This window comes from Oscillospiraceae bacterium (assembly GCA_025757985.1).
GTDB lineage: Bacteria > Bacillota > Clostridia > Oscillospirales > Ruminococcaceae > Gemmiger.
This window is the reverse complement of record CP107210.1, coordinates 2968505-2987540: the sequence shown is the minus strand read 5'-3', so window position 1 is coordinate 2987540 and position 19036 is coordinate 2968505. Positions and strand designations below refer to the sequence as shown.

22 protein-coding genes and 4 pseudogenes are annotated in these 19036 nt (G+C 46.6%); 3 read left to right on the top strand and 23 right to left on the bottom strand.

Annotated elements, in window-relative coordinates:
• Positions 1–98: 98 nt before the first annotated feature.
• Positions 99–182: pseudogene (locus OGM67_14170) on the top strand (Maff2 family protein).
• A gap of 64 nt (positions 183–246) precedes the next feature.
• A pseudogene (locus OGM67_14165) lies at positions 247–504 on the top strand (CD0415/CD1112 family protein).
• Here OGM67_14165 and OGM67_14160 read toward each other — a convergent pair.
• The 9 genes and pseudogenes from OGM67_14160 to OGM67_14120 all read right to left on the bottom strand — a co-directional run bounded on the left by OGM67_14160 (position 502) and on the right by OGM67_14120 (position 6601).
• Positions 502–975 (bottom strand): annotated as a pseudogene (locus tag OGM67_14160) (3-hydroxyacyl-CoA dehydrogenase NAD-binding domain-containing protein). The pseudogenes OGM67_14165 and OGM67_14160 sit on opposite strands and share 3 nt — an antisense overlap.
• A 406-nt stretch (positions 976–1381) precedes the next feature.
• A complete protein-coding gene (locus OGM67_14155) occupies positions 1382–1579 on the bottom strand; it encodes a hypothetical protein (GenBank protein ID UYJ34681.1) in 198 nt (65 codons plus the stop codon).
• Positions 1563–1748 (bottom strand): hypothetical protein, encoded by a 186-nt coding sequence (locus tag OGM67_14150; GenBank protein UYJ34680.1) that lies wholly within the window; start codon positions 1746–1748, stop codon positions 1563–1565. Before OGM67_14150 ends, OGM67_14155 begins: the two co-directional genes overlap by 17 nt.
• Positions 1720–2031: a helix-turn-helix domain-containing protein gene (locus OGM67_14145; GenBank protein UYJ34679.1), complete on the bottom strand. Its 312-nt coding sequence runs from the start codon at positions 2029–2031 to the stop codon at positions 1720–1722. The genes OGM67_14150 and OGM67_14145 overlap by 29 nt, the downstream gene beginning before the upstream one ends.
• 60 nt (positions 2032–2091) lie before the next feature.
• A complete protein-coding gene (locus OGM67_14140) occupies positions 2092–2463 on the bottom strand; it encodes a hypothetical protein (protein ID UYJ34678.1) in 372 nt (123 codons plus the stop codon).
• A 14-nt stretch (positions 2464–2477) separates the two neighbouring features.
• Positions 2478–3302, bottom strand: a complete 825-nt coding sequence (locus tag OGM67_14135) for a hypothetical protein (protein ID UYJ34677.1) — start codon at positions 3300–3302, stop codon at positions 2478–2480.
• Positions 3303–3316: 14 nt separating this feature from the next.
• Positions 3317–5140: a recombinase family protein gene (locus OGM67_14130; protein UYJ34676.1), complete on the bottom strand. Its 1824-nt coding sequence runs from the start codon at positions 5138–5140 to the stop codon at positions 3317–3319.
• Positions 5137–5628 (bottom strand): hypothetical protein, encoded by a 492-nt coding sequence (locus tag OGM67_14125; GenBank protein UYJ34675.1) that lies wholly within the window; start codon positions 5626–5628, stop codon positions 5137–5139. Before OGM67_14125 ends, OGM67_14130 begins: the two co-directional genes overlap by 4 nt.
• Entirely contained in the window at positions 5612–6601 is a 990-nt protein-coding gene (locus OGM67_14120) for an AAA family ATPase (protein UYJ34674.1), read from the bottom strand. Before OGM67_14120 ends, OGM67_14125 begins: the two co-directional genes overlap by 17 nt.
• Positions 6602–6857: 256 nt before the next feature.
• On the opposite strand from OGM67_14120, the gene OGM67_14115 reads away from it, so the two are divergent.
• Positions 6858–7199, top strand: coding sequence for a helix-turn-helix domain-containing protein (locus OGM67_14115; GenBank protein UYJ34673.1), 342 nt, complete (start codon positions 6858–6860; stop codon positions 7197–7199).
• 125 nt (positions 7200–7324) lie between these two features.
• Here OGM67_14115 and OGM67_14110 read toward each other — a convergent pair whose 3' ends face one another.
• The 14 genes and pseudogenes from OGM67_14110 to OGM67_14045 form a co-directional block, all read right to left on the bottom strand.
• Complete coding sequence (locus OGM67_14110; GenBank protein UYJ34672.1) at positions 7325–7585, bottom strand: hypothetical protein; 261 nt, start codon at positions 7583–7585, stop codon at positions 7325–7327.
• Positions 7586–7602: 17 nt separating this feature from the next.
• Positions 7603–8124 carry a hypothetical protein gene (locus tag OGM67_14105; protein ID UYJ34671.1) on the bottom strand — a complete coding sequence of 174 codons (522 nt, stop codon included), beginning with the start codon at positions 8122–8124 and terminating at the stop codon, positions 7603–7605.
• Between the two features lie 55 nt (positions 8125–8179).
• Complete coding sequence (locus OGM67_14100) at positions 8180–9793, bottom strand: recombinase family protein (GenBank protein UYJ34670.1); 1614 nt, start codon at positions 9791–9793, stop codon at positions 8180–8182.
• A gap of 7 nt (positions 9794–9800) precedes the next feature.
• Positions 9801–10184, bottom strand: a complete 384-nt coding sequence (locus OGM67_14095) for a TnpV protein (protein ID UYJ34669.1) — start codon at positions 10182–10184, stop codon at positions 9801–9803.
• 19 nt (positions 10185–10203) lie between these two features.
• On the bottom strand, positions 10204–11781 hold the full coding sequence (locus OGM67_14090) for a recombinase family protein (GenBank protein UYJ34668.1): 1578 nt from the start codon (positions 11779–11781) through the stop codon (positions 10204–10206).
• A gap of 16 nt (positions 11782–11797) precedes the next feature.
• On the bottom strand, positions 11798–13405 hold the full coding sequence (locus OGM67_14085) for a recombinase family protein (protein UYJ34667.1): 1608 nt from the start codon (positions 13403–13405) through the stop codon (positions 11798–11800).
• Positions 13406–13708: 303 nt separating this feature from the next.
• The gene (locus OGM67_14080) at positions 13709–13966 is read right to left on the bottom strand and encodes a hypothetical protein (GenBank protein UYJ34666.1); all 258 of its coding nucleotides are present in this window, start codon (positions 13964–13966) and stop codon (positions 13709–13711) included.
• Positions 13967–13999: 33 nt separating this feature from the next.
• Positions 14000–14836 carry an ATP-binding protein gene (locus tag OGM67_14075; GenBank protein ID UYJ34665.1) on the bottom strand — a complete coding sequence of 279 codons (837 nt, stop codon included), beginning with the start codon at positions 14834–14836 and terminating at the stop codon, positions 14000–14002.
• A complete protein-coding gene (locus OGM67_14070) occupies positions 14833–15534 on the bottom strand; it encodes a replication initiator protein A (protein UYJ34664.1) in 702 nt (233 codons plus the stop codon). The genes OGM67_14075 and OGM67_14070 overlap by 4 nt, the downstream gene beginning before the upstream one ends.
• A gap of 710 nt (positions 15535–16244) precedes the next feature.
• Positions 16245–16502 (bottom strand): annotated as a pseudogene (locus OGM67_14065) (UDP-glucose 6-dehydrogenase).
• A 141-nt stretch (positions 16503–16643) separates the two neighbouring features.
• On the bottom strand, positions 16644–17633 hold the full coding sequence (locus OGM67_14060) for an Rpn family recombination-promoting nuclease/putative transposase (protein ID UYJ34663.1): 990 nt from the start codon (positions 17631–17633) through the stop codon (positions 16644–16646).
• A gap of 47 nt (positions 17634–17680) precedes the next feature.
• Positions 17681–17857, bottom strand: a complete 177-nt coding sequence (locus OGM67_14055) for a hypothetical protein (GenBank protein UYJ34662.1) — start codon at positions 17855–17857, stop codon at positions 17681–17683.
• Complete coding sequence (locus OGM67_14050; GenBank protein ID UYJ34661.1) at positions 17841–18206, bottom strand: hypothetical protein; 366 nt, start codon at positions 18204–18206, stop codon at positions 17841–17843. Before OGM67_14050 ends, OGM67_14055 begins: the two co-directional genes overlap by 17 nt.
• Positions 18203–19027, bottom strand: coding sequence for a hypothetical protein (locus OGM67_14045; GenBank protein UYJ34660.1), 825 nt, complete (start codon positions 19025–19027; stop codon positions 18203–18205). Before OGM67_14045 ends, OGM67_14050 begins: the two co-directional genes overlap by 4 nt.
• Positions 19028–19036 lie beyond the last annotated feature (9 nt).

The window sequence follows — 19036 nt, the reverse complement described above, 5'->3', positions numbered from 1 at the left end:
TGCCTGACCTGTCCCGCCGGGACGGTTCTCTTAACAACACCATATAGATTTTTTGTACGCCGCCGCCCGCCATCGAGCAGAGTTTTTACACCTAATTGGGGATGAAACAGCTCATGAGCGGTGGCGGCGTGATCCTCATCGGTACGCAGCTGATTCCTCTGCTCTCTGGTCTGTTCGGCTAAGCACCCGCGATAGGAGGTACTCCCGCCATTGTTCGATAATATCTTTGCAGCCATCGAAAAATGGATGCGGGAACTTCTGACAGGAATGGTGGAGTCCAACATGAGTACGATGTTCACGGATGTCAATGAAAAGACAAGTGAGATCGCGGCTCAGGTTGGACGCACTCCACAAAACTGGAACAGCAGCGTTTTCAGTATGATTCAGAACTTATCAGAGTCGGTGGTGGTTCCGATTGCCGGAATCATCATCACTCTGGTACTCTGCTATGAGCTGATCTCGATGCTGACCGAGCGAAACAACCTGCATGATGTAGATACATGGATACAGGTTATCGTAAAGAGCCTTGGATTCACGCAGAAATTCCGGGCTGAAAATGATATTTTTGCTGTTGAACTTTTCTCTTACACTTGCCGTATAGCCCACAGGAATCGTGGACTTGATAACCATGATGGCGTTTGGGTTATATTCCATAACCAACTTGATTACAGCTTCAACCGCAGACGTATCAAAGTGCTGGGTCTTGCTGTCATAGTTAGTAGGAGCCGCAATCACAACAAAATCCGCATCGCTATATGCTGCCTTTGCATCCAGCGTTGCGGTTAAATTCAAGTCCTTTTCTGCCAAGTATTTTTCAATATAATCATCCTGAATCGGAGATTTCTTGTTGTTAATCATATCGACCTTAGCCTGCACAATATCGACTGCAACCACCTGATGGTGCTGCGCGAACAGCACTCCCAACGAAAGACCTACATATCCCGTGCCGGCCACAGCGATTTTATAATTTTTCATAGTTCTGTTCTCCCTCACTAATTTTTTATTTGACAAAACAGCAAACAAGCCCACGGCGGATCACTCAATGGCAATCCACCGTAGGCTCGATTCGTTCTCCTTAATTTTTTACTTGCTGCTCATTTTGTGGGTCAAAACAGAGCTGCACCAAAACCTCCCACCTATAACCTCTGGATTTCAGCTTCTCCGCAGCCTGTCAGCAAATAAACACTTTTGTTGAACGAGTCGAGCCGTTGAAACACTTTATTTATCGTGGTTTTTCTTGGTTGACCCTATGCGGTTGTCAAGCAAGGAACAAAAAAATTTACAAAAAAAAATAAGCCCTACAAGGGTTTCAGTCGGTTCCGAACCGATCTGAGCCTTGTAGGGCTTACTTGCGCTCTATACGTTCTTTTCTTGATTGTGATTATGCTCCATGGGCATCCATTCTGTTACGCGGCGGATTAACTCTTCTAAATTTAACCGCCCGCTCAGGTGTGGTTTCAGGGCAATCCGCATCAAACGTGATTGGCATTTTCTTTGCCGCTTCCAGTTCTGCGAGTTCTTCTTTTGTAAATGCAAGTTCCTGTTTCAGTTCCATAGACATTTCACTCGTTTTTACCATAATAAAGCCCCCTTTCAAATTCGGTAGCCATTCGTGCCGAAATCAATCTTGTCACATCTGTTTTTGTACCGCTTTCTTCAATTCTTACTCGTTCAGTATAGATTTGTCCATATTGCTCTTTCTTGGCATCATGCCGTCCTTTAAATCGATGACTTTTTTCTGCTGGCAATCCCTTTGCCTCTCATTGTCTTCACTTCTTCAAGGTAATAGTCACCATGATAGAATTTAGAAACATCCATATCAAGAGCTTCAATTACTCGGCACGCCAAGCCAAAAGAAGAAGTCAAAATGTTTCTTTCCCCAGATTCCAGCCTTTGATATTGACGTAATGTTATTTTTGCGCGATCAGCAACCTCTTGTTGCGTCAGCCTTAATATTTGTCGTTTTTCCGATAAGACAGCCGCTGCCGTTGGAATTATCGTTTGAAAGCCATCTAAAATTCCGGCACTCATAGTATTAGCTCCCTTCATCACGTCCATTTGGACGTATTATACGACCAAATGGACGTGATGTCAAGTTGTACACTTTTGAGGCGAGAGGGCACTTTGTTCATCTTTTTCAAGCGAAATGATAACTGCATTTTTCTCGGCATCATACCGTCCTTTAAACTGATGGTCTTTTCCTGCCGCCAGACCATTTGCTTCCAGCAACACCTGAATGAACTGTATTCCGTTAATCATCATCCGACACTGCCCATCGGTCAGTAGCTTGTCCGGGACCTTAAAGGACATGGGATGCTCCGCAGCACACGGCGTGATTGCAATAGACTTCCGATCTTTCCTCTGCAAAACGCAGATATAGGCCGGACTTCCAAGAATACGGATAACATCTTTCCCAACATTCATTCTCCGGCTTTCCGCCGGAATTGTCACTCGCAGGTTCATAACTCGCCCAGAATTCATGTCGGCATTCCTCTCCCGTCAGACTCATAACTCGATTGCTGCATATTCACAGATTGTTCCGACAAATGGGGTAGCACTGTATTTTCCGGTGGTTCGCTTTTCTGTCTCATTGGTGGCTTCGGCGCTGTATTCTCTTCCTGCACAGGCTCATCCAATACCGCAGAGCCCTGATACCCAATAAAATCCTCGAACAGGTTCATCTGATGACCAGCGATGTAATCATTATAAGATTTCCCGATCCGATCCTTATAGACATCCGGGAAGAACTTTATCTGTTTCTTCTTCATCTCACCAGTAAGCGGGTCCGTGTATTCCTGTGGTTTCGGGGTGAACATGATTGCTTCTTCCAAATCGAACAACATACAAAGGCCCTGATCCGAGTTCGCTACCCGTCCGAGTATCTTATAGCGGCATTCTCGGTTCCAACTCATAATTTTGAAGATATTTTCCACAAATTCCAAAGAGGTAATATCCTTATTCACCCAGTTTTCGTCCTTCTGTCTTGCCCATTCAACAGATGCACTGTCCTCTTCCGGGCACATGATCAGCGCAAGCCGCTTCTTGTTTGGATGCAGAATTGGAAGAACATACTTAATTCCTTCAAAAAGACGGATACAGGCCATATTGAATTTCATAACGCCATACTTTATGCTCACTGCTGGCTTATTCAGCATGGAAAATTGTGTACGCGGCGGCAACTCATAGCCATCGAACTTTTCGTACTCCAGTTCTCTTTTATGTTCTTTCCGTATCTGTGCAAGTTCACGAATCAAGGAGATTTCCCGAACGCTCAGTTCCTGCGCCCTGCTTTTTTCTTCCATTCTATAAGTTCCTCCTACATCGACATCAAAAGGTCATCCAGTTCACGTTGAACTTCATTTCTGCTTGGAATTGCACCAATCATGGGATTTTCTACGACTTGGCCGGATTCCATCACATCACTAACTGTAATGCTCTGAACCCATTTACTCCGATATAACCGGCATTTCAGATTCATCGAACAATTTTCTTGTTCATACTGATTTTTCCCAGTCAAAATCCGGGACTCATCTAATTCAAAAATCAGAAATTTTGCATTTCCCTGACCCCGGCAGATACCACGGCACTGATAGCGGCAATTCCTTCTCCAGTTCAATGTTTGGAAGACCAGTCCAGAAAATGCTCTGGCTGAAAAAGCACTATGAACGTCATTGTCATCTCTCCAGCGCATCGTCGTTGAACAGCCATGATCGCTCTTTCGCAAAATCACGACCTGCAGAATAGGGTGATAGAGCAATTCCACATACTCGCAGTCGTCCAACCGGGTGTGGCAAGCCTTGCTGAAACGGATTCCATTTTTAGAAATCGTCATAACCGGACTGCTCTGGTTGATAAAGCAAGCACCTGAAACCGTCATATATTCAGATTGAAGTGCCTTTCCCAGTATTGCCCCAGCCCTCATCTCTGCTATATCGTTCAGTTTCATCACTTCTTCCGGCAGATAGGTGCTCAGGCAAAGGCTGCGGATGCTTTCGGCATTGATACCGTTCCAGTTCGGATGGATACCCACAAAGCCTTTCAATGTTCCCTGCTGGATCACCACAATATCCTGCACACCGCACTTCTTCCTGCTGGATGCCACCAGATGTGCAGCCCGTGCAATTTCCGGCGAAACGATTGCTTCGTGATGTTCTGGAACGTAGGCAGAGCAGCGATTCCCGTTATTCTTTGTAACTTTGCCCAACTTGTAGTCCACCACGATGCTCTTCCGGGCTTCCAGATCACCCCAGCGACGTTCGTTTTTCATGATGTTTGCCACCATCATGCCATTCCACTCCTGCTTGCCACGCAGGGTGCTACGCTTCTTCTGCGTCAGCACTGCCGCAATTTGATCGCAGTTATAACCATAGATAAACGCCAGAAAGATAAAACGCACCGTCTTTGCTTCTTCCGGCTCAATTACCAACTGTCCATCTTTGGTATGCCGATACCCCATCAGGTCGGCCACCGGGTACTGGCCTGTCATAATGCGCTGGTCATACGAAAGGATCATGCGGCGGCTCTTATTGCCCGATTCCCAGTCTGCCAAAAGAGCCTGAATGTCAAGACTGTATTGACTGCTTGGATTCAGCGTGTAGATGTTTTCCGTTTCAAAGTACACGCCAATGGGATGTGCCGGGTGCATGGTTTTCAGGGCCGCGATCTGCGTCATGCAATCTGAAAAATTCCGAGCAAAACGTGAAATGCTGGCACAGATAATCAAATCCATCTTCTGGTCTTTGGCATCTCGCATCATGCGTTTAAACGCATCGCGTTTCCGCAGCGATGTGCCGGATTTTCCTTCATCGCTGTAAATGTCCTGCAAATTCCAGTTTTCCGTTTCTGCAATCTTTTTGGTGTAATATAGAGTCTGGTTTTCAATTGAAGAAATCTGTTCTTCGCTAGAGGTACTGACACGGGTATAAACCGCCACACGCTTCAGGTCGCTGTCGTAAATAGATGGGGTTGGTTTTGCCGGGCGAAAATAATCTTTTGCCGTTTTCTCGTAGTGATCTGTCTGCTTATGGATTCTGTCACGAATCTCTGCTTTTCGCCTTTCAGATTCCAGATGTCGGCTCTGCCAATCTGCCCCACTCGGCAGCACCTCAACGTATTCTGCTGGGATGTATTCTGCATTCATTTTTTATTAGCCTTTGTTATTTCATTTTCCAGTCGTGCTCTCCACTCAAAATAGTCTTTCCTGCGGATTGATGTGTATTTTTCAGCCAATTCTTTTAGACTCCGCCGCTGGTTATCAACATCAAGAATAGTGTCGATTCTTTGATCGTCATCGTCTGTGACAATGTCCACTCGCATCGGCAAGTCAAACAGATATTTCAGCAGGAAACAAAAATCACAGGTATTTGCTGCAAGGTAGGCTCTTGTCTGTGAGAAAACTAGATTGACAACACCATTTTTGCAATTTTTGAGCAGATGCACCATTTCCGGGCGTTTGTAAATTTCCTTATTCCCGGTGATATCGATGTAAACACCAATCAGCCTTTTATCGGCATCATCCCTGAATTTTTCGGCATAATAGGAACTATGATAGGCTACTGCTGCATCTTTGGAGCGTTCCCACAGTTTTGCAAGTTTCACATAGCCACCGACCTTATACTTGCGATCCATTCATAGCACCTTCTTCCGGCTGAACGCTCCAATACCATTTCCGCTTTTTCTGATAGCAGTGGATTCCCATTTCTGTTTTTACCATCCGCGCAACTCGTTTGCTGACACCCTCATTGTCCAGACGGCAATAAATTTCATTCGCGCTCATATCACCTTTTTCAAGAAAATGCTTAATCCAATAGACCGCTTTTTGCTGTTCCGATTCAAATTCGGGTTTTCTATCTGGTTTCTGATTTTCAAAAGATTGCGGCCTGCATTCCAGCCACTGAAAGCCCTTGTCGGCGGAAATGGAAAAACGGATGTCTTCTGCCGTAGGCGCAAGACTGTTTTTGATTTGATGTACGATTCTTATATCAGGATTCTCGGTATCTCGCTCCACCTGCAGGACGCTTCGTGCTGCTGCCACAACATCAATACTGCCAAGACTGCGGTACAGCCCTTTGGAGCCTTCTTTTTTGTTGAGGTGGCCAATCAGAACGATGGCACAGTCATAGCCAGCAGCCCACATTCCAAGACGGCGCATCAGTTTTCGTGCCCTGCCGGCAATCTGCAAATCCGAATCACTGCCAAGATAAGCTTGAATCGGGTCAATCACGACCAATCGCGGTCGAAATTCAATGATTGCCTGACGGATACGCTCATCATCCAATGTAAGGCCGTTATAAACTTCTTCATTGATGAAAGCAATCTTCCTGCAGTCTGCTCCGCAGCGTTCCAGACGGGGCTTAATCGTGTCTGAAACGCCATCCTCTGAGCACTGATAAATCACTTTTTGCGGCGCACCAATTTTGCATCCGTCCGGGGTCTTACCTCCTGTTGAAAGTTCCGCAATCAGATTCATCATCATAGTGGATTTCCCATCACCGGGATCACCTTGAAGCAGTGTGATTTTCCCGATTGCGATAAACGGATACCACAACCACCGTACATCCGTTGACTGAACTTCGCTATACAGTGTCAGCAGCCGTTCCATTTCGTTTTCCCCACTTTATTTTCGCAGCTTGATTTCATGTTTTTATTATACTCTTTTCAGATGATTTTTTCTGTAAACCACCTGTTTACACGTGCTCCAGAATGTAAACAGGTGGTTTACATTTTGCTTTCAGAATACACGATTGATGAGGGTGAACACTTATGTACTCTGAACTCTTTATTCTCTTCTTGTTATTACGACTAAAAGCGTAAATAATGGTAATGTCTTATGCGGGCGTAAGAAAGGAATGTTTTCTATGTCCGTTAATCGCATTGCTTTAGGTAAACGAATCAGTTTTTATCGTTTAAAGTTCAGCATGACTCAGGAAAAGCTTGCCGATTTGACCAACTGTAGTCGTGAATATATTGCCTATCTTGAAAACGGAGTCAAGACCCCCAGTTTGCCAATCTTGGTTGATCTCGCCAATGCTCTACATATTTCTGTCGATGCGTTACTGGTTGACAGTCTCGATTATTCTCTTTCTTCCTCTGATTCCGATTTACATCGCCTCTTATTAGACTGCAACGAAACTGAGCAGGAAATTATTATCCGCACGGCGAGGGAGTTAAAGGCCACTCTTGTCAGCCTTGGAATTTAACATCCATCCGTATTAAAATCACAAAATAAAAAGGCCCGCATAAGCCGCAGACGCACCCTCGAATCATCTTGGGTGCTGTCTGTGGTTTATGCGGGCAGTTATTGTGTTAGCTTATTCTCTTACTATCAAGCAGGCATATTATTGCTGCGTTCGCTCCGCTTCATTCCCATAAAAGGAGGGACAGAAGCACGGCTCAACCCTTTCTCATGGGCTTTCATTAACTGATACTCGTGCGTAGCCACTGCATCAATAAATTCACGCTGCTTCGGTGTTGCATGGTAATAATCTGTTTTAAAGCGTTTGCATACGCCAAATAAAACATTCAAATATTCCATTGTATCATTGCTCATAGGAGCAACCTGCAGTTCAAGTTCTTGATCTTTCATACTGAACCCTCCAATCTTTAAGATAAGTAGGTACTGAAAATTTCTTGTGCGCCTTCATCAGCTAGCATAAGCAGCTTTGGGCCTCCCGAATGTGGCTGAAAAATCGGAACTGCATGAAAATCTTTGATGTAGTGATCATATAGTTCATCTGTTTTTGCTTCAAAGGTAACAATGCCGCCATGCCCACTATCAATTGACAATTGAATACCATAAGCAATCATCATTCGGCCAATACCTGCGTATTTACGCACTGTGCTAATTGTCGGATTACTCTCAGGATGCGCTTCAATATTCGCAATAAAAACTGATATTCCGTGATCATCTTCCCGATATGCACCCAATGCTACAATTTCGCCAGCATCTGTTTTCGCTACATACTTTTCTAGCTTTGGATCGCGGATAAATTCACTCGTCCAATCAGATTGCCACTTTTCCTTTGTAGAGGTCAGGTCTTCGTTGGTTGCCGATTCAATATCGATCTCAATCTGTTTTCCGGTCGCAGTTTCTACCACATAGTACTGGAGAACCATTTCCTCCACACTCCCTTCTATAGCTATTGTAGCATGAACTTTCCAAAAACGCAAATATCATTTCTTACCCTGTTTCGTAACTTTTCAATGTGTCCTCAAATGTAAAACGAATTTTCACGCGCTCATCGTTGAAAACCTCAATGCGGTCAATAAAGGTTCCCACCACATTCTGCGACAGATGCATCACATCGCCAACTTCTCCCACCGTATTCATCACGGCTTGCAAACTATCCGTATCCTTTTTCACAGGCTGGAAAATTTGATCTTTTTCGGTACGAAGTCGTTGAATCTGCTCCATTCTTTCATCTTCCTGCACTCTGTAGGCATCTCTCTGCCGGATGAATTCTTCCTTGCTCATATTTCCGTCGGCATACTGCTCATACAGTGCAACACGAAGTTTTACGAGCTCTGCCTTTTCTGCACTCAGCTTTTCTTCCTGCCGTTCCAGTGCGGAAAAACAGATCAACGCTTTGCGTTCCCGTTCGTGCAGGATTTCCAGTATATGCTCCGCCTGCTTTATCTGCACTGTCAGCGCGTTTCGGACAATCTCTTCCAGCAATTTCTCAGAGATCGGGATTCGCTTGCAGGGACTGTCCACCGCTGTGGCTGAGAATCTGCAGTTAAACGAGGGGCCAAGCTTCTTGAGAACACGATATTTCATCAATTTCCGGCAATAGCCACAGTAGACCTTTCCCTTCAGCGGATACTGGCGTTTTGTGTAGTTCCCTGCCTGATGATTTCCATGCTGCAGCATAATGACCTTTTGCGCCTGTGCAAATTCTTCTGGGGTCACAATAGCGGCATGGCTGTCCTCGATTCGTATCTGCTGTTCCAAGGGAGCGCGCAGGGCCCGATGTTTGCACGGAACAGGCATAATGAATTTCGCGCCCACGTAGGTTCCCTTATACTTCTCATTTTTCAATATATGGTAAACCATTCCGCTTGTCCAGTGGCTGCGCTGCAAGTCCCATGCTTTCTGCTCGCTGTACACATGGTTTTCCGACACATGATACACTGCCGGGGTTGGAATCTGCTTTTCATTCAGGATTTTTGCGATGGTCCCCGTCCTGTTTCCCTGCAATGCCAGTTCAAAAATCAGGCGCACATACTGGCTGGCTACCGGGTCTAGGATCAGCTTATGGCAGTCATTCAGGTCCGGCAGGAATCCAAACGGGCGGTATCCTCCGAGATACATTCCTTTTTTCTGCATCACATGGTCGGCTGCCGCGATTTTAGCAGAAAGGTCTCGGCTGTAGGATGCGTTGATGATGTTCTTAATGGCTACTTCCAGTCCGCGTACATCGTTTCCGATCTGCATTCCACTGTCATAACCATCGTTGACAGAGATAAAGCGTACGCCCAACAGTGGGAAGATGCGCTCCATATAATCGCCCGCCTCAATGTAATCACGGGCAAATCGGGAAAAATCCTTTACGATAATCGTTTTTATCTTGCCATCCTGTGCGTCCTGAATCAGCCGCTGAAACGCCGGGCGGCTTGTGGAGGTACCGGAGTAGCCATCGTCCACATACTCCTGACGCGGCTCTGCGGCCAGTTCCGGGCGAGCCATGATGTACCCCTCTACCAGTCCGCGCTGGCCCTGAATGCTGTTGCTCTCAGCCTTATCAGCACCCACATCCTCGTCCGCAAGAGAAAGCCGGTAATAGGTTCCGATCATCTGCTGCTCACCGCCTTTCAAACGTGTAGATCAATTCTGCCTTTACGATTTCTGCTGCACGATTTTCCAGATTTCTCATACGGCGTACCCACTCCATCTGATTTTCTTCTTTCAGTTTTTCCGATACGCCCTCCCGCTGGCTCAGCTGCTCGATCAAAACCTCATATCGTTCCACTGCCTGCTCTTCCACATTTGCTATAACAGTATCCAGTTTTCCGCTCAGCAGCAAGCTCTGGTAATAGGCCGGTTTTCGCAGTTTCAGGTACGCCTTGTGCAGCATCCCCCAGCGGCCAATCGGACGGGTCCGTAGCAGTTTCAAGGCTGGCAGATAATAATCACCCACCAAAACATATTTCATTCCTGTCCGGGCATCATAGATTTTTTCTTTCATTGTCTGTCCTCCTTTTTCGTTAGAACGCAAATTCCGTGTAAGTATTTTTCTTGTGATCCACTTCAATTTTCTTTACATACTGCTGCAGATTATCTGCCGTTAAAAGAACCTCTGTGTTGCCTGCGTTTTGCTTTTTCTGCTGCAATTCTTCTTGAACAACGACCAGTTCTTTCTCTCTTTCAGATTTTGTCTGCTTCAGTAATACGATTTCATTTTCTACACCTTGCTTCAGTTCCAGAAATTTCTCCTTTGAAAGTTTTCCGAGAACATACTGCTCATAGCCGCTGCGCTTCTGCGATTCCAGCCGAACGATATTGCCCGACACCTGTTCCATTTCACGGCTCAATGCAACTTTCTTTATTTCAAGGTTGCTTTTTCCCGAATTCTTCTGCATCAGCTTTTTCAAGTTCTTATGTTCTTCTAACCGCTGGTACAGTTCCTTATGGATGCCGTTCCAGAGGTCTTTCTCTGAGATGGAAACACGGCAAAATTTACAGTAAAAATACAGCGAGCCATCCCTTTGCCAATGGCAAACCAGCTTTTCTCCGCACTCTTTGCAAAATATCCGGCCTTTGAAGATGTTCGGATTGTTCTTTCTGCGCTGTTTGCACCATGTTTTCCGTTCCTCCCTGACCGCTTGCTCAGCTTCCCGCAACGCGGAAACTTCATCAAACAGTTCCCAGCTGATAATCGCCGGATGGTTGTCCGGCACCATCCGCCAGCTTTCCCGTGGATTTTCTCCGATTTTTCGATACGTTTCATCGTAGGCGATGCGGTTATACACCATGGTTCCTGTGTAGATTGGATTTTCCAGCACCTTTGTCACGAAAACAGTCTGCCATGCTGGGTCCTTTACCCGCAAGGTGTTTTTCAGGTATCCCAGCTGACAGCGGCGTGTAAAAGGTGTCTGGATTCCCTGCGCAGACAGCTTCTTTGCAATCTCGCGCTCTTTCATGCCGGATTTCTTCCAGAGAAAAATCCGAACTACCACATCGCTGACTTCCTCATCCAGAACCAAATGATTCTTCTGATCCTTTTTGTAGCCAAATGGAACCGGGGTATAGATTTCTCCTCGTGCTTCCTTGGAACGAAAGCACGACTGAATCTTCTGGGACAGGTCTTTCGAGTACATTTCGTTGATCATGCTCTTGATCGGCACCAGCATCCCATCCCGGCTCTGGCTGTTCAAGCTGTCATAATTATCGTTGATGGCTATAAATCTTACGCCAAACAGTGGAAACACTTGCTCCAGATACTGACCTGTTTCCACGAAATTACGACCCAGTCGGGAGAAGTCCTTTACCACAATGCAGTTGACTTTCCGCTCCTGCAGTGCTTTCAACAGCCGTTCAAATTCCGGGCGGTCAAAGTTCATCCCTGTGCACCGCTTGTCCGCAAACACATCCAGCAGCATCAGATCATCCCGATGGTTGATATACTCTTTGATATAAGAAATCTGCACTTCCAGCGATTCCGTATCCCGAAGTACATCATCAAAATCGGACAGTCGTGCGTAAATTGCGGTTTTCCAGATACGGTGCGGTGCGTTTTCCGCTTCCCGCTGCGCCGCACTTACCTTCTTGCTTACTCTTGCCATAAGTCACAGCCTCCTTTTAAGCAGACACTTCACGCTGCCCCATCTGCTTTTGATGCAGTTCTTCCAGCAGGTCCGCAATTTCATCGTGGAATCGGAACGTAATTTCTACTCGATTGCCCTCATACACTTCGATTTTCTCAATCAGTTCCACGACCATCGGACGGGTGATCTCTTCCAGTTTCCGATACTTACGGTACACGTCCAGAAATGGATACGCATTCGGGGCAGTCTGTAAATTTCGCTGTTCCGCTTCCAGTTCTGTGATTTTGTGGTCATACTCTTCAATCCGCTTGCTGTACAGTTCGTTGTAGTTCAGAAAATCCTCCCGTGTGAGGATTTCCTCTGCGTAATCCCCATACAATTTTTCCTTAATGCCCTGGGTATGGGCCTTTTCTGCAGTCAGCTGCCGAATCTGCCGTTCGATACGCCGCACACGGTAGGGTTCCTGCTGGGCCTGCCGGATGCTTTCTACAAACTCTGCTTCCTCCATCACGATCTGGATCTGCATCTGGAGCGCATTCCGCACAATGTTATAGAGCTTTTCATCCCGTAGGTTATGGCTCGTGCAGCTGCCCTTGTTCTGCTTGCTGCCGGAGCACTGATAATAGATATACCGCTTTCCCTTATAGCTGGCCGACCTGCGCACCAGCCGGCTGCCGCAGTCCCCACAGTAGAGAAAGCCTGCAAACAGGGCCACCGTTTCGGCATCGTTCGGCCTGCGTGTTTCGGTTTCCAGAATCCGCTGCACCAGTTCAAACTTCTCTGCCGGAATGATTGCTTCATGGGTGTTGTCCACGATTACCCAGTCCCGCATCGGCACGTTCATTTTCTTTTTGGAGCGATAGTCCAGTCTCCTTGTCTTTCCCTGCACCAGTTTTCCGATATAGACCTCGTTGTGCAGAATGCGGTCCACCGCCTTGGCAGACCACGGCGGCTCATCGCTCTTGCGGAAGTGCAGGCTCAGCTTTGCACCGCTCTGCAGCTTTCGTGCAGCTGGGGACGGTACCATTTTCGCATTCAAACGATTTGCGATGCTCTGATTATTCATGCCACTGATCTTCCAGCGGAAAATATCTTGCACTGTTTCCGCTGCCAGTTCGTCCACGATCAGCTTGGTATGATTGCCGGGGTCCTTCTGGTATCCATACGCTGCAAAGCTCCCCACAAAATCGCCGCGCTTCCGCTTTACCGCAAGCTGACTCTTGATTTTGACGGAAATATCCCGGCAGTAGGCATCGTTGAGCAAGTTCCGCATCGGAACCATGATGGAATCGCTGGTCTTCCACGCAGATTGGCTGTCATAATTATCCGTCACTGCAATCAGCCGGACCCGCATGACCGGGAAAATACGTTCCAGATAGCGTCCCACTTCAATATAGTTTCGCCCGAATCGGGATAAATCTTTGACCAGAATGCAGTTGATGGTTCCTTGCTCCAGCTCCCTGAACAGGTTTTGGAACGCAGGCCGTTCAAAGTTCGAGCCGGAGTAACCATCGTCCACAAACTCATCCACGATGCACAGTTCCGGGTGGTCTATGGCATAGGCTTCCAGTAGTGTGCGCTGGTTTGCAATGCTGTCGCTCTCTGTCTTATCGCCATCCTCACGAGACAAGCGCAAGTACAAGGCTGTACGGTATCGGGTTGTATTTTGCTGTGTTCTCTTCTGCAAATTCATATCAGGGTATAACAAAAGCCTTCCACCTCCTTAACGAATCGGCAATACTGTTCGTCAGAGAAGCGAAAGGCTCCACATTTTCTATGTAGAACAAGCCTACCGAGCAAGTTCTGCTCAGTTTGCACATTCCTATTTTCTTACCCGTAAACAGCTTACCAGAATCATCATCTTTTGTCCAGTGCTTTATCGCATTAAAGTGTGAAATTTTTCTGCGTGTTTTTTCAGCAGCTTGCCGAAAGTTTCTCTGCCTTTTCAGCTGGCCGATTGAAAACACCTGCCAATGCACTCAGACAGTGTACTGCTCCCTCTCGGTGCGAAATTCAGCTTCACAATAATTCCGTTGTCCAGATAGCAATAAGGATTTCGGACCTTATCCAGCAGATTTTTCAGCCTTTCCTCCTGCGGCAGTCCGTGTTCCACTGCATCCTGCGGCAGTTCCTCCAGTTCAGACTGTTCAATCGTGCGAATGTCCCGGTTCTTCATCTGGTGGACCTGCTCCAGCCAATTCATTCTGCCGTTTTCTTTCAATCGCGTTCCTCCAATTCAAGCCAGAAGTGTTTTCAGCAAGTTCAATTTTGCCTGTCCTATATCCTTTCTCATGCTGGGGCCTGTGCAGGCAATCGGGGTACACAGTTCCAGCAGACGGTCATAGATACGGGCGTGTGCGGTATCCTGCGGATTCTTCAACTCCGTCAGGGTCAGGTTCGTGGTAACGATCAGTGGTTTCCTGCTGCGGTAACGGCTGTCGATAATGTTGTAAATCTGCTCCAGCGCATATTCCGTGTCCCGCTCCATGCCGAAATCGTCAATGACAAGCAACGGATAGCCGCAGAGCCTGTCCACGACTTCATTCCGCCCGGAAAAGGCGTTATTCAGTTCATTCATGATTCGGGCAAAATTCGTCATGCAGACGGCCACTTCCTGTTCCATCAGGGCATTGGCAATGCAACCCGCCATAAAACTCTTGCCTGTACCAACACCGCCCCAGAGCAGCAGCCCCACATTCTTTTCCCGCATTTCCGGCCAGTGGGCCACATACCGCTGTGCCAGCTGCATCTGTGGATTTTGCCCGTGATCGTCTGCAAATGTCCAGTGCTGCATCGCCCAGTCGGTAAAACCCTGCAGCTTCAGCCGCTGCACTTTCTCGTAATGCATCCTTGCACGTTCTTCTTTCTCTTGCTTTTCCCTTGTAGCCTGCCTGCACCGGCATTCAGCCGGATGGCGGTCACGCCCAAACAGTTTTTTGCCATTCGGAAAGAACGCTTCCTTGGGAGTTTTGCAGCTGCCGCAGTACAGCAGCCCATCTTCTGCAACATAGTCCTGCGGTTCCATAGAGATCGTCATAAGCCTGTCCATCGCTGTCTGGATCGTTTCCGTCATAAACTTTCCTCCTTGTTGTAGGTATAGTCCGGGATGCCTGCTCCCGGTTTCTGTTGTCTTTTCTTCCGTGCTGACCAGCTACGCAGGGTCGCCGCATGGTCTGCGTACTTCCTGCCTGTAGACTGCATATAGATTGAAAGGTCATCAATCAGGGAATCTAACTCTGCAATTTCCATTTTCAGTTCTGAATAATCTTCCAGATAGACATTCCGATAACGCCCATATGCTTCTTTGGTTCTACTCAGTTGGTTCAATCTTAGGTTGTTCTTATTTATTTGGTTCGATGTGCAGTTTTGCGCAATCGTATTGCTCACTTTTGAGCAATCAGGCTGCTCATTTTTGACCATCTCGACTGCGCATTTCTGCGCAGTCCGGGGAACGCCGAGAAATATCTGGTTTGGCTTGGAAAAGCCATTGGACCGCCGTTCGATCAGCCGTGCGGCTTCCAGTTCCCGCAGGGCACGGGTGACACTGGAAATGCTGCTCTGAAGATCTTCCGCCAGCCCTGCCAACGGATAGAGCACATATGCCCGGCCCTGCACATCCACCCAGCCATTCTTCTGCGAAAGGGTCATGCGGTCCAGCAGCAAAACATATGTTAGCCGCGCTGTATGGGACAGGCTCATCTGCAGCAGAAATTTCGGATAAGGAAAATACGCGGGCAGTGGGGTTTGTGCCTTGATGTACTCTTTACTCAAACTTCCTCCTAATCGTTTTCAAAAGTCCTTGCCAAATGGGAAAGTCCTGCATGGGCTTACACATCCGGCAGGGTTCCGGGGTGCGGGGTGGAAGACCCTGCTGATTACAGGCTCATATCATAGCTGCGCTTCTTACGTTTCGGTTGACGTACGCGCGGTTCCTGTCGAGCCTGCTCCTGCCTTGCCTTTTCGCGGACTTTGGTCTCCCACTCGCGTTTCCATGCAAGGTCGGATTTCATCTCATTGGTTTTTCGGAAGATGCTGTACACATTATCCGATGCAATTTCCAGACGCTTGGATTCTTCCCGCAAGGGAGCATATGCCTTTTTCCTCTCCGCGATTTCTTTGGTCAGTTCTTCTTTCCGTTTTTTTAAAGATTTCAGCGATGGCAGCTTTCCATCGTTTTCTTCCCGGAAGTATTTCACGGATTCTGCATAGGCATCCAATTCCTTGGAATGCTCTGCACGGAATTTTTTCTTGAGAATTGCTTTCGTAAATTGCTGCTGAACCTCTTTTGTAGAAAGGTACTGCCCCGCATAATGAATCTGTTCATTGATTTTGTACAGTTCATCCTCTGCCTGTGACAGTCGTTCATACGCTGCCTGCGCATTGGCCTGCGCAGTTTTACACAGATTGTTCAGTTCTGTCAGGTCGTTGATGTTATTCTCCTGTACCCATACCAGCGTTTCAGCCATTTTCTGCAAATTGCTGATAGAACTCTGGCGGAAGTTATCACTATTGCTCTTCATGGTCAGACGGTACACGCCGATGGTCACAGACTTCTCCTGCTTCTCATCGTATTCGTTGTCCTCGTCATAGCCGTAGTAACCAGCCAGCTTCAGAACACGGTCGGCGATGAAGTCTTTACGGGTACGGTTGGATTCCACAATAGCTTCAATCAGATTTTCTGGCACGTCTGCATAGTTTGCCAGCAGCTGCTTGGTATCTTTCGGAAGGCAGTATCCGCCGCCCGATGTCAAGTCTTGGACAACTTTTTTCACAAATAAATTTGAAAAATCGCAAAAAAATAAGCCCTACAAGGTTTTCAGTCGGTTCCGAACCGATCTGAGCCTTGTAGGGCTTAACTGTTTTCTCTATATGATTTTATCTTAGACTGCCTGCAGTGGAGTGTTTTCCATCACTTTCTTAAACTGCTCCACTGTCATTTTTGCCTTTTCAGCGGCACGTTCCATTTTTAAATCGCCGTCTCGAACAAGCTGCACCAGCATCCGCATCTCACCAATGCTAATGCCTTCTTCTCTGCCTTCGGCCTTTACGCCCTGACTAAGGTTACACATAACAAGCACCTCTCTTTCCAGATCTTCGTTCATTGCAACGCCAAATTCTTCTTCAAGAATTTCCTTTTTCTCAGTAGCTGCTCTGGATGAAGAGAGCAGCACATCCATAAATTTCACAATACCTGTATAGTTTTCTGTACCCGACTCTCCCAGACAAATCGTTACAACGCTCATCAAATCATAGTTTTCTGATTTTTCAACAGCATTTCCAATCAACTGCTCTGGCCGAATGGAATAACGAATCAGAGTATTCTGAAACTCTTTAGTTGGATGTGTACAAACCCAGATAGAGTACACTTTTCGGATTTTCCCATACTCTGAGTTCGTGAATATCGGGCCGTGCTGTGCAGAGATCATTCTGCTGCAATAATAGATTGCACGCTTCGTCAAAGGGTACCCCGGATTAAAAGCGGTCTGCGCTTCTACATTGATAATAAGACGTATCACATCTTTCTGTTCAGCAGAACCTTCTGATGCTGGTGCGATTGCATCGAACCGAACATCATAATTGATGGTTCCCTCAGTCAGCGTAGAATCCTCATTATTGCTACCAGCAATTACGTCAGAAGTTTTCTTGGGTCTGTTTGTATCATCAACATGAACGCCAACTGTACCCACTTCTGGAGTTCCTTCGATATACTTCTCTGCAATTTCGTCTACGGAGCAGGCGCTGTACTCATTCACGCAGTTCTTCATAATCTGCGCCAGAATCTGTTTGTTGGCCAGCAGCTTCTTGGCAGCCTTATCATAACTCAAATCGTATTCCGTCTGCGTTATCGCATGAGCAAGCTGATTTTCCATCGGCATTCACTTCCTTACAGCAGGGTCAACAGGAGCATATACTATCCCTATTGTGCTTTCATCTTACCATAAAACACCTTGCATATCAAGCAGGCAGATGTAAACTTTTCAGCATAGATTTGTCCATATTGCCCATTCTGATTTGAATTCAGGCCAGCAAAATATTTCAATAGTGCCACACCTGTATTCCAGATTTTTCCGTCTTTTCTAACATTCCCGTTCATCTTTTTCAAGCGATATGATAACTGCGTTTTTCTCAGCTTCATACCTTCCCTTAAACTGATAGTCTTTCCCTGCAGCAAGACCATTTGCCTCTAATAACGCCTGGACGAACTGTACTCCATTGATCCTCATCCGGCACTGTCCGTCGGTCAGCAGCCTGTCCGGGACCTTAAAGGACATTGGATGTTCGGCAGCACATGGCGTAATTGCAATAGACTGCCGATCTTTCCTCTGCAAAATGCAAATATAGGCCGGACTTCCAAGAATACGGATAACATCTTTCCCCACATTCATTCTCCGACTTTCCGCCGGAATCGTCACCAGCAAATTCATAATTCGCTCAGAACTCATGTTGGCATTCCTCTCTCAGCAATCTCACCGCTCTGCTGTTCTATACTTTCAGACTGTTTTGCTAAATCCGGCAGTAATATATTTTCAGAGATTTCGCTTTCTTGGGACATCGACTCTTTTGAAAATGAATCTTCCTCCCGTACTGGCTCATCCAATACTGCTGACCCCTGATATCCAATAAAATCCTCAAACATGTTCATCTGATGATCTGCAATGTAGTCATTATAAGATTTTCCGATGCGATTCCTATAAGTATCCGGGAAGAATTTCATCTGTTTTTTCTTCATTTCGCCAGTAAGCGGGTCCGCATATTCCTGTGGCTTCGGTGTGAACATGATTGCTTCTTCCAGATCGAACAACATACAAAGGCCCTGATCTGAATTAGCCACTCGTCCAAGCACTTTATAACGGCATTCCCGATTCCAGTTCATGAGCCTGAAGATATTTTCTACAAATTCCAATGATGTAATATCCTTATTCACCCAGTTTTCGCCTTTCTGTCGTGCCCATTCAACAGACGCGCTGTCCTCTTCCGGGCACATAATCAACGCAAGCCGCTTCTTATTAGGGTGCAAAATCGGAAGGACATACTTGATTCCTTCAAAAAGCCGAATGCACGCCATATTAAATTTCATAACACCATATTTTATGCTTACTGCTGGCTTATTCAGCATGGAAAACTGGGTGCGCGGCGGAAGTTCATAGCCATCGAACTTTTCGTACTCCAGTTCTCTTTTATGTTCTTTCCGTATCTGTGCAAGTTCACGAATCAAGGAGATTTCCCGAACGCTCAGTTCCTGCGCCCTGCTTTGTTCTTCCATTCTATAAGT

Coding starts and splice junctions, on each gene's coding strand:
- OGM67_14155 (UYJ34681.1), bottom strand. CDS start 1,579: ATGGTAAAAACGAGTGAAATGTCTATGGAACTGAAACAGGAACTTGCA.
- OGM67_14145 (UYJ34679.1), bottom strand. CDS start 2,031: ATGAGTGCCGGAATTTTAGATGGCTTTCAAACGATAATTCCAACGGCA.
- OGM67_14140 (UYJ34678.1), bottom strand. CDS start 2,463: ATGAACCTGCGAGTGACAATTCCGGCGGAAAGCCGGAGAATGAATGTT.
- OGM67_14135 (UYJ34677.1), bottom strand. CDS start 3,302: ATGGAAGAAAAAAGCAGGGCGCAGGAACTGAGCGTTCGGGAAATCTCC.
- OGM67_14130 (UYJ34676.1), bottom strand. CDS start 5,140: ATGAATGCAGAATACATCCCAGCAGAATACGTTGAGGTGCTGCCGAGT.
- OGM67_14125 (UYJ34675.1), bottom strand. CDS start 5,628: ATGGATCGCAAGTATAAGGTCGGTGGCTATGTGAAACTTGCAAAACTG.
- OGM67_14120 (UYJ34674.1), bottom strand. CDS start 6,601: ATGGAACGGCTGCTGACACTGTATAGCGAAGTTCAGTCAACGGATGTA.
- OGM67_14115 (UYJ34673.1), top strand. CDS start 6,858: ATGTCCGTTAATCGCATTGCTTTAGGTAAACGAATCAGTTTTTATCGT.
- OGM67_14110 (UYJ34672.1), bottom strand. CDS start 7,585: ATGAAAGATCAAGAACTTGAACTGCAGGTTGCTCCTATGAGCAATGAT.
- OGM67_14100 (UYJ34670.1), bottom strand. CDS start 9,793: ATGATCGGAACCTATTACCGGCTTTCTCTTGCGGACGAGGATGTGGGT.
- OGM67_14095 (UYJ34669.1), bottom strand. CDS start 10,184: ATGAAAGAAAAAATCTATGATGCCCGGACAGGAATGAAATATGTTTTG.
- OGM67_14090 (UYJ34668.1), bottom strand. CDS start 11,781: ATGGCAAGAGTAAGCAAGAAGGTAAGTGCGGCGCAGCGGGAAGCGGAA.
- OGM67_14080 (UYJ34666.1), bottom strand. CDS start 13,966: ATGAATTGGCTGGAGCAGGTCCACCAGATGAAGAACCGGGACATTCGC.
- OGM67_14075 (UYJ34665.1), bottom strand. CDS start 14,836: ATGACGGAAACGATCCAGACAGCGATGGACAGGCTTATGACGATCTCT.
- OGM67_14060 (UYJ34663.1), bottom strand. CDS start 17,633: ATGGAAAATCAGCTTGCTCATGCGATAACGCAGACGGAATACGATTTG.
- OGM67_14055 (UYJ34662.1), bottom strand. CDS start 17,857: ATGAACGGGAATGTTAGAAAAGACGGAAAAATCTGGAATACAGGTGTG.
- OGM67_14050 (UYJ34661.1), bottom strand. CDS start 18,206: ATGAGTTCTGAGCGAATTATGAATTTGCTGGTGACGATTCCGGCGGAA.
- OGM67_14045 (UYJ34660.1), bottom strand. CDS start 19,027: ATGGAAGAACAAAGCAGGGCGCAGGAACTGAGCGTTCGGGAAATCTCC.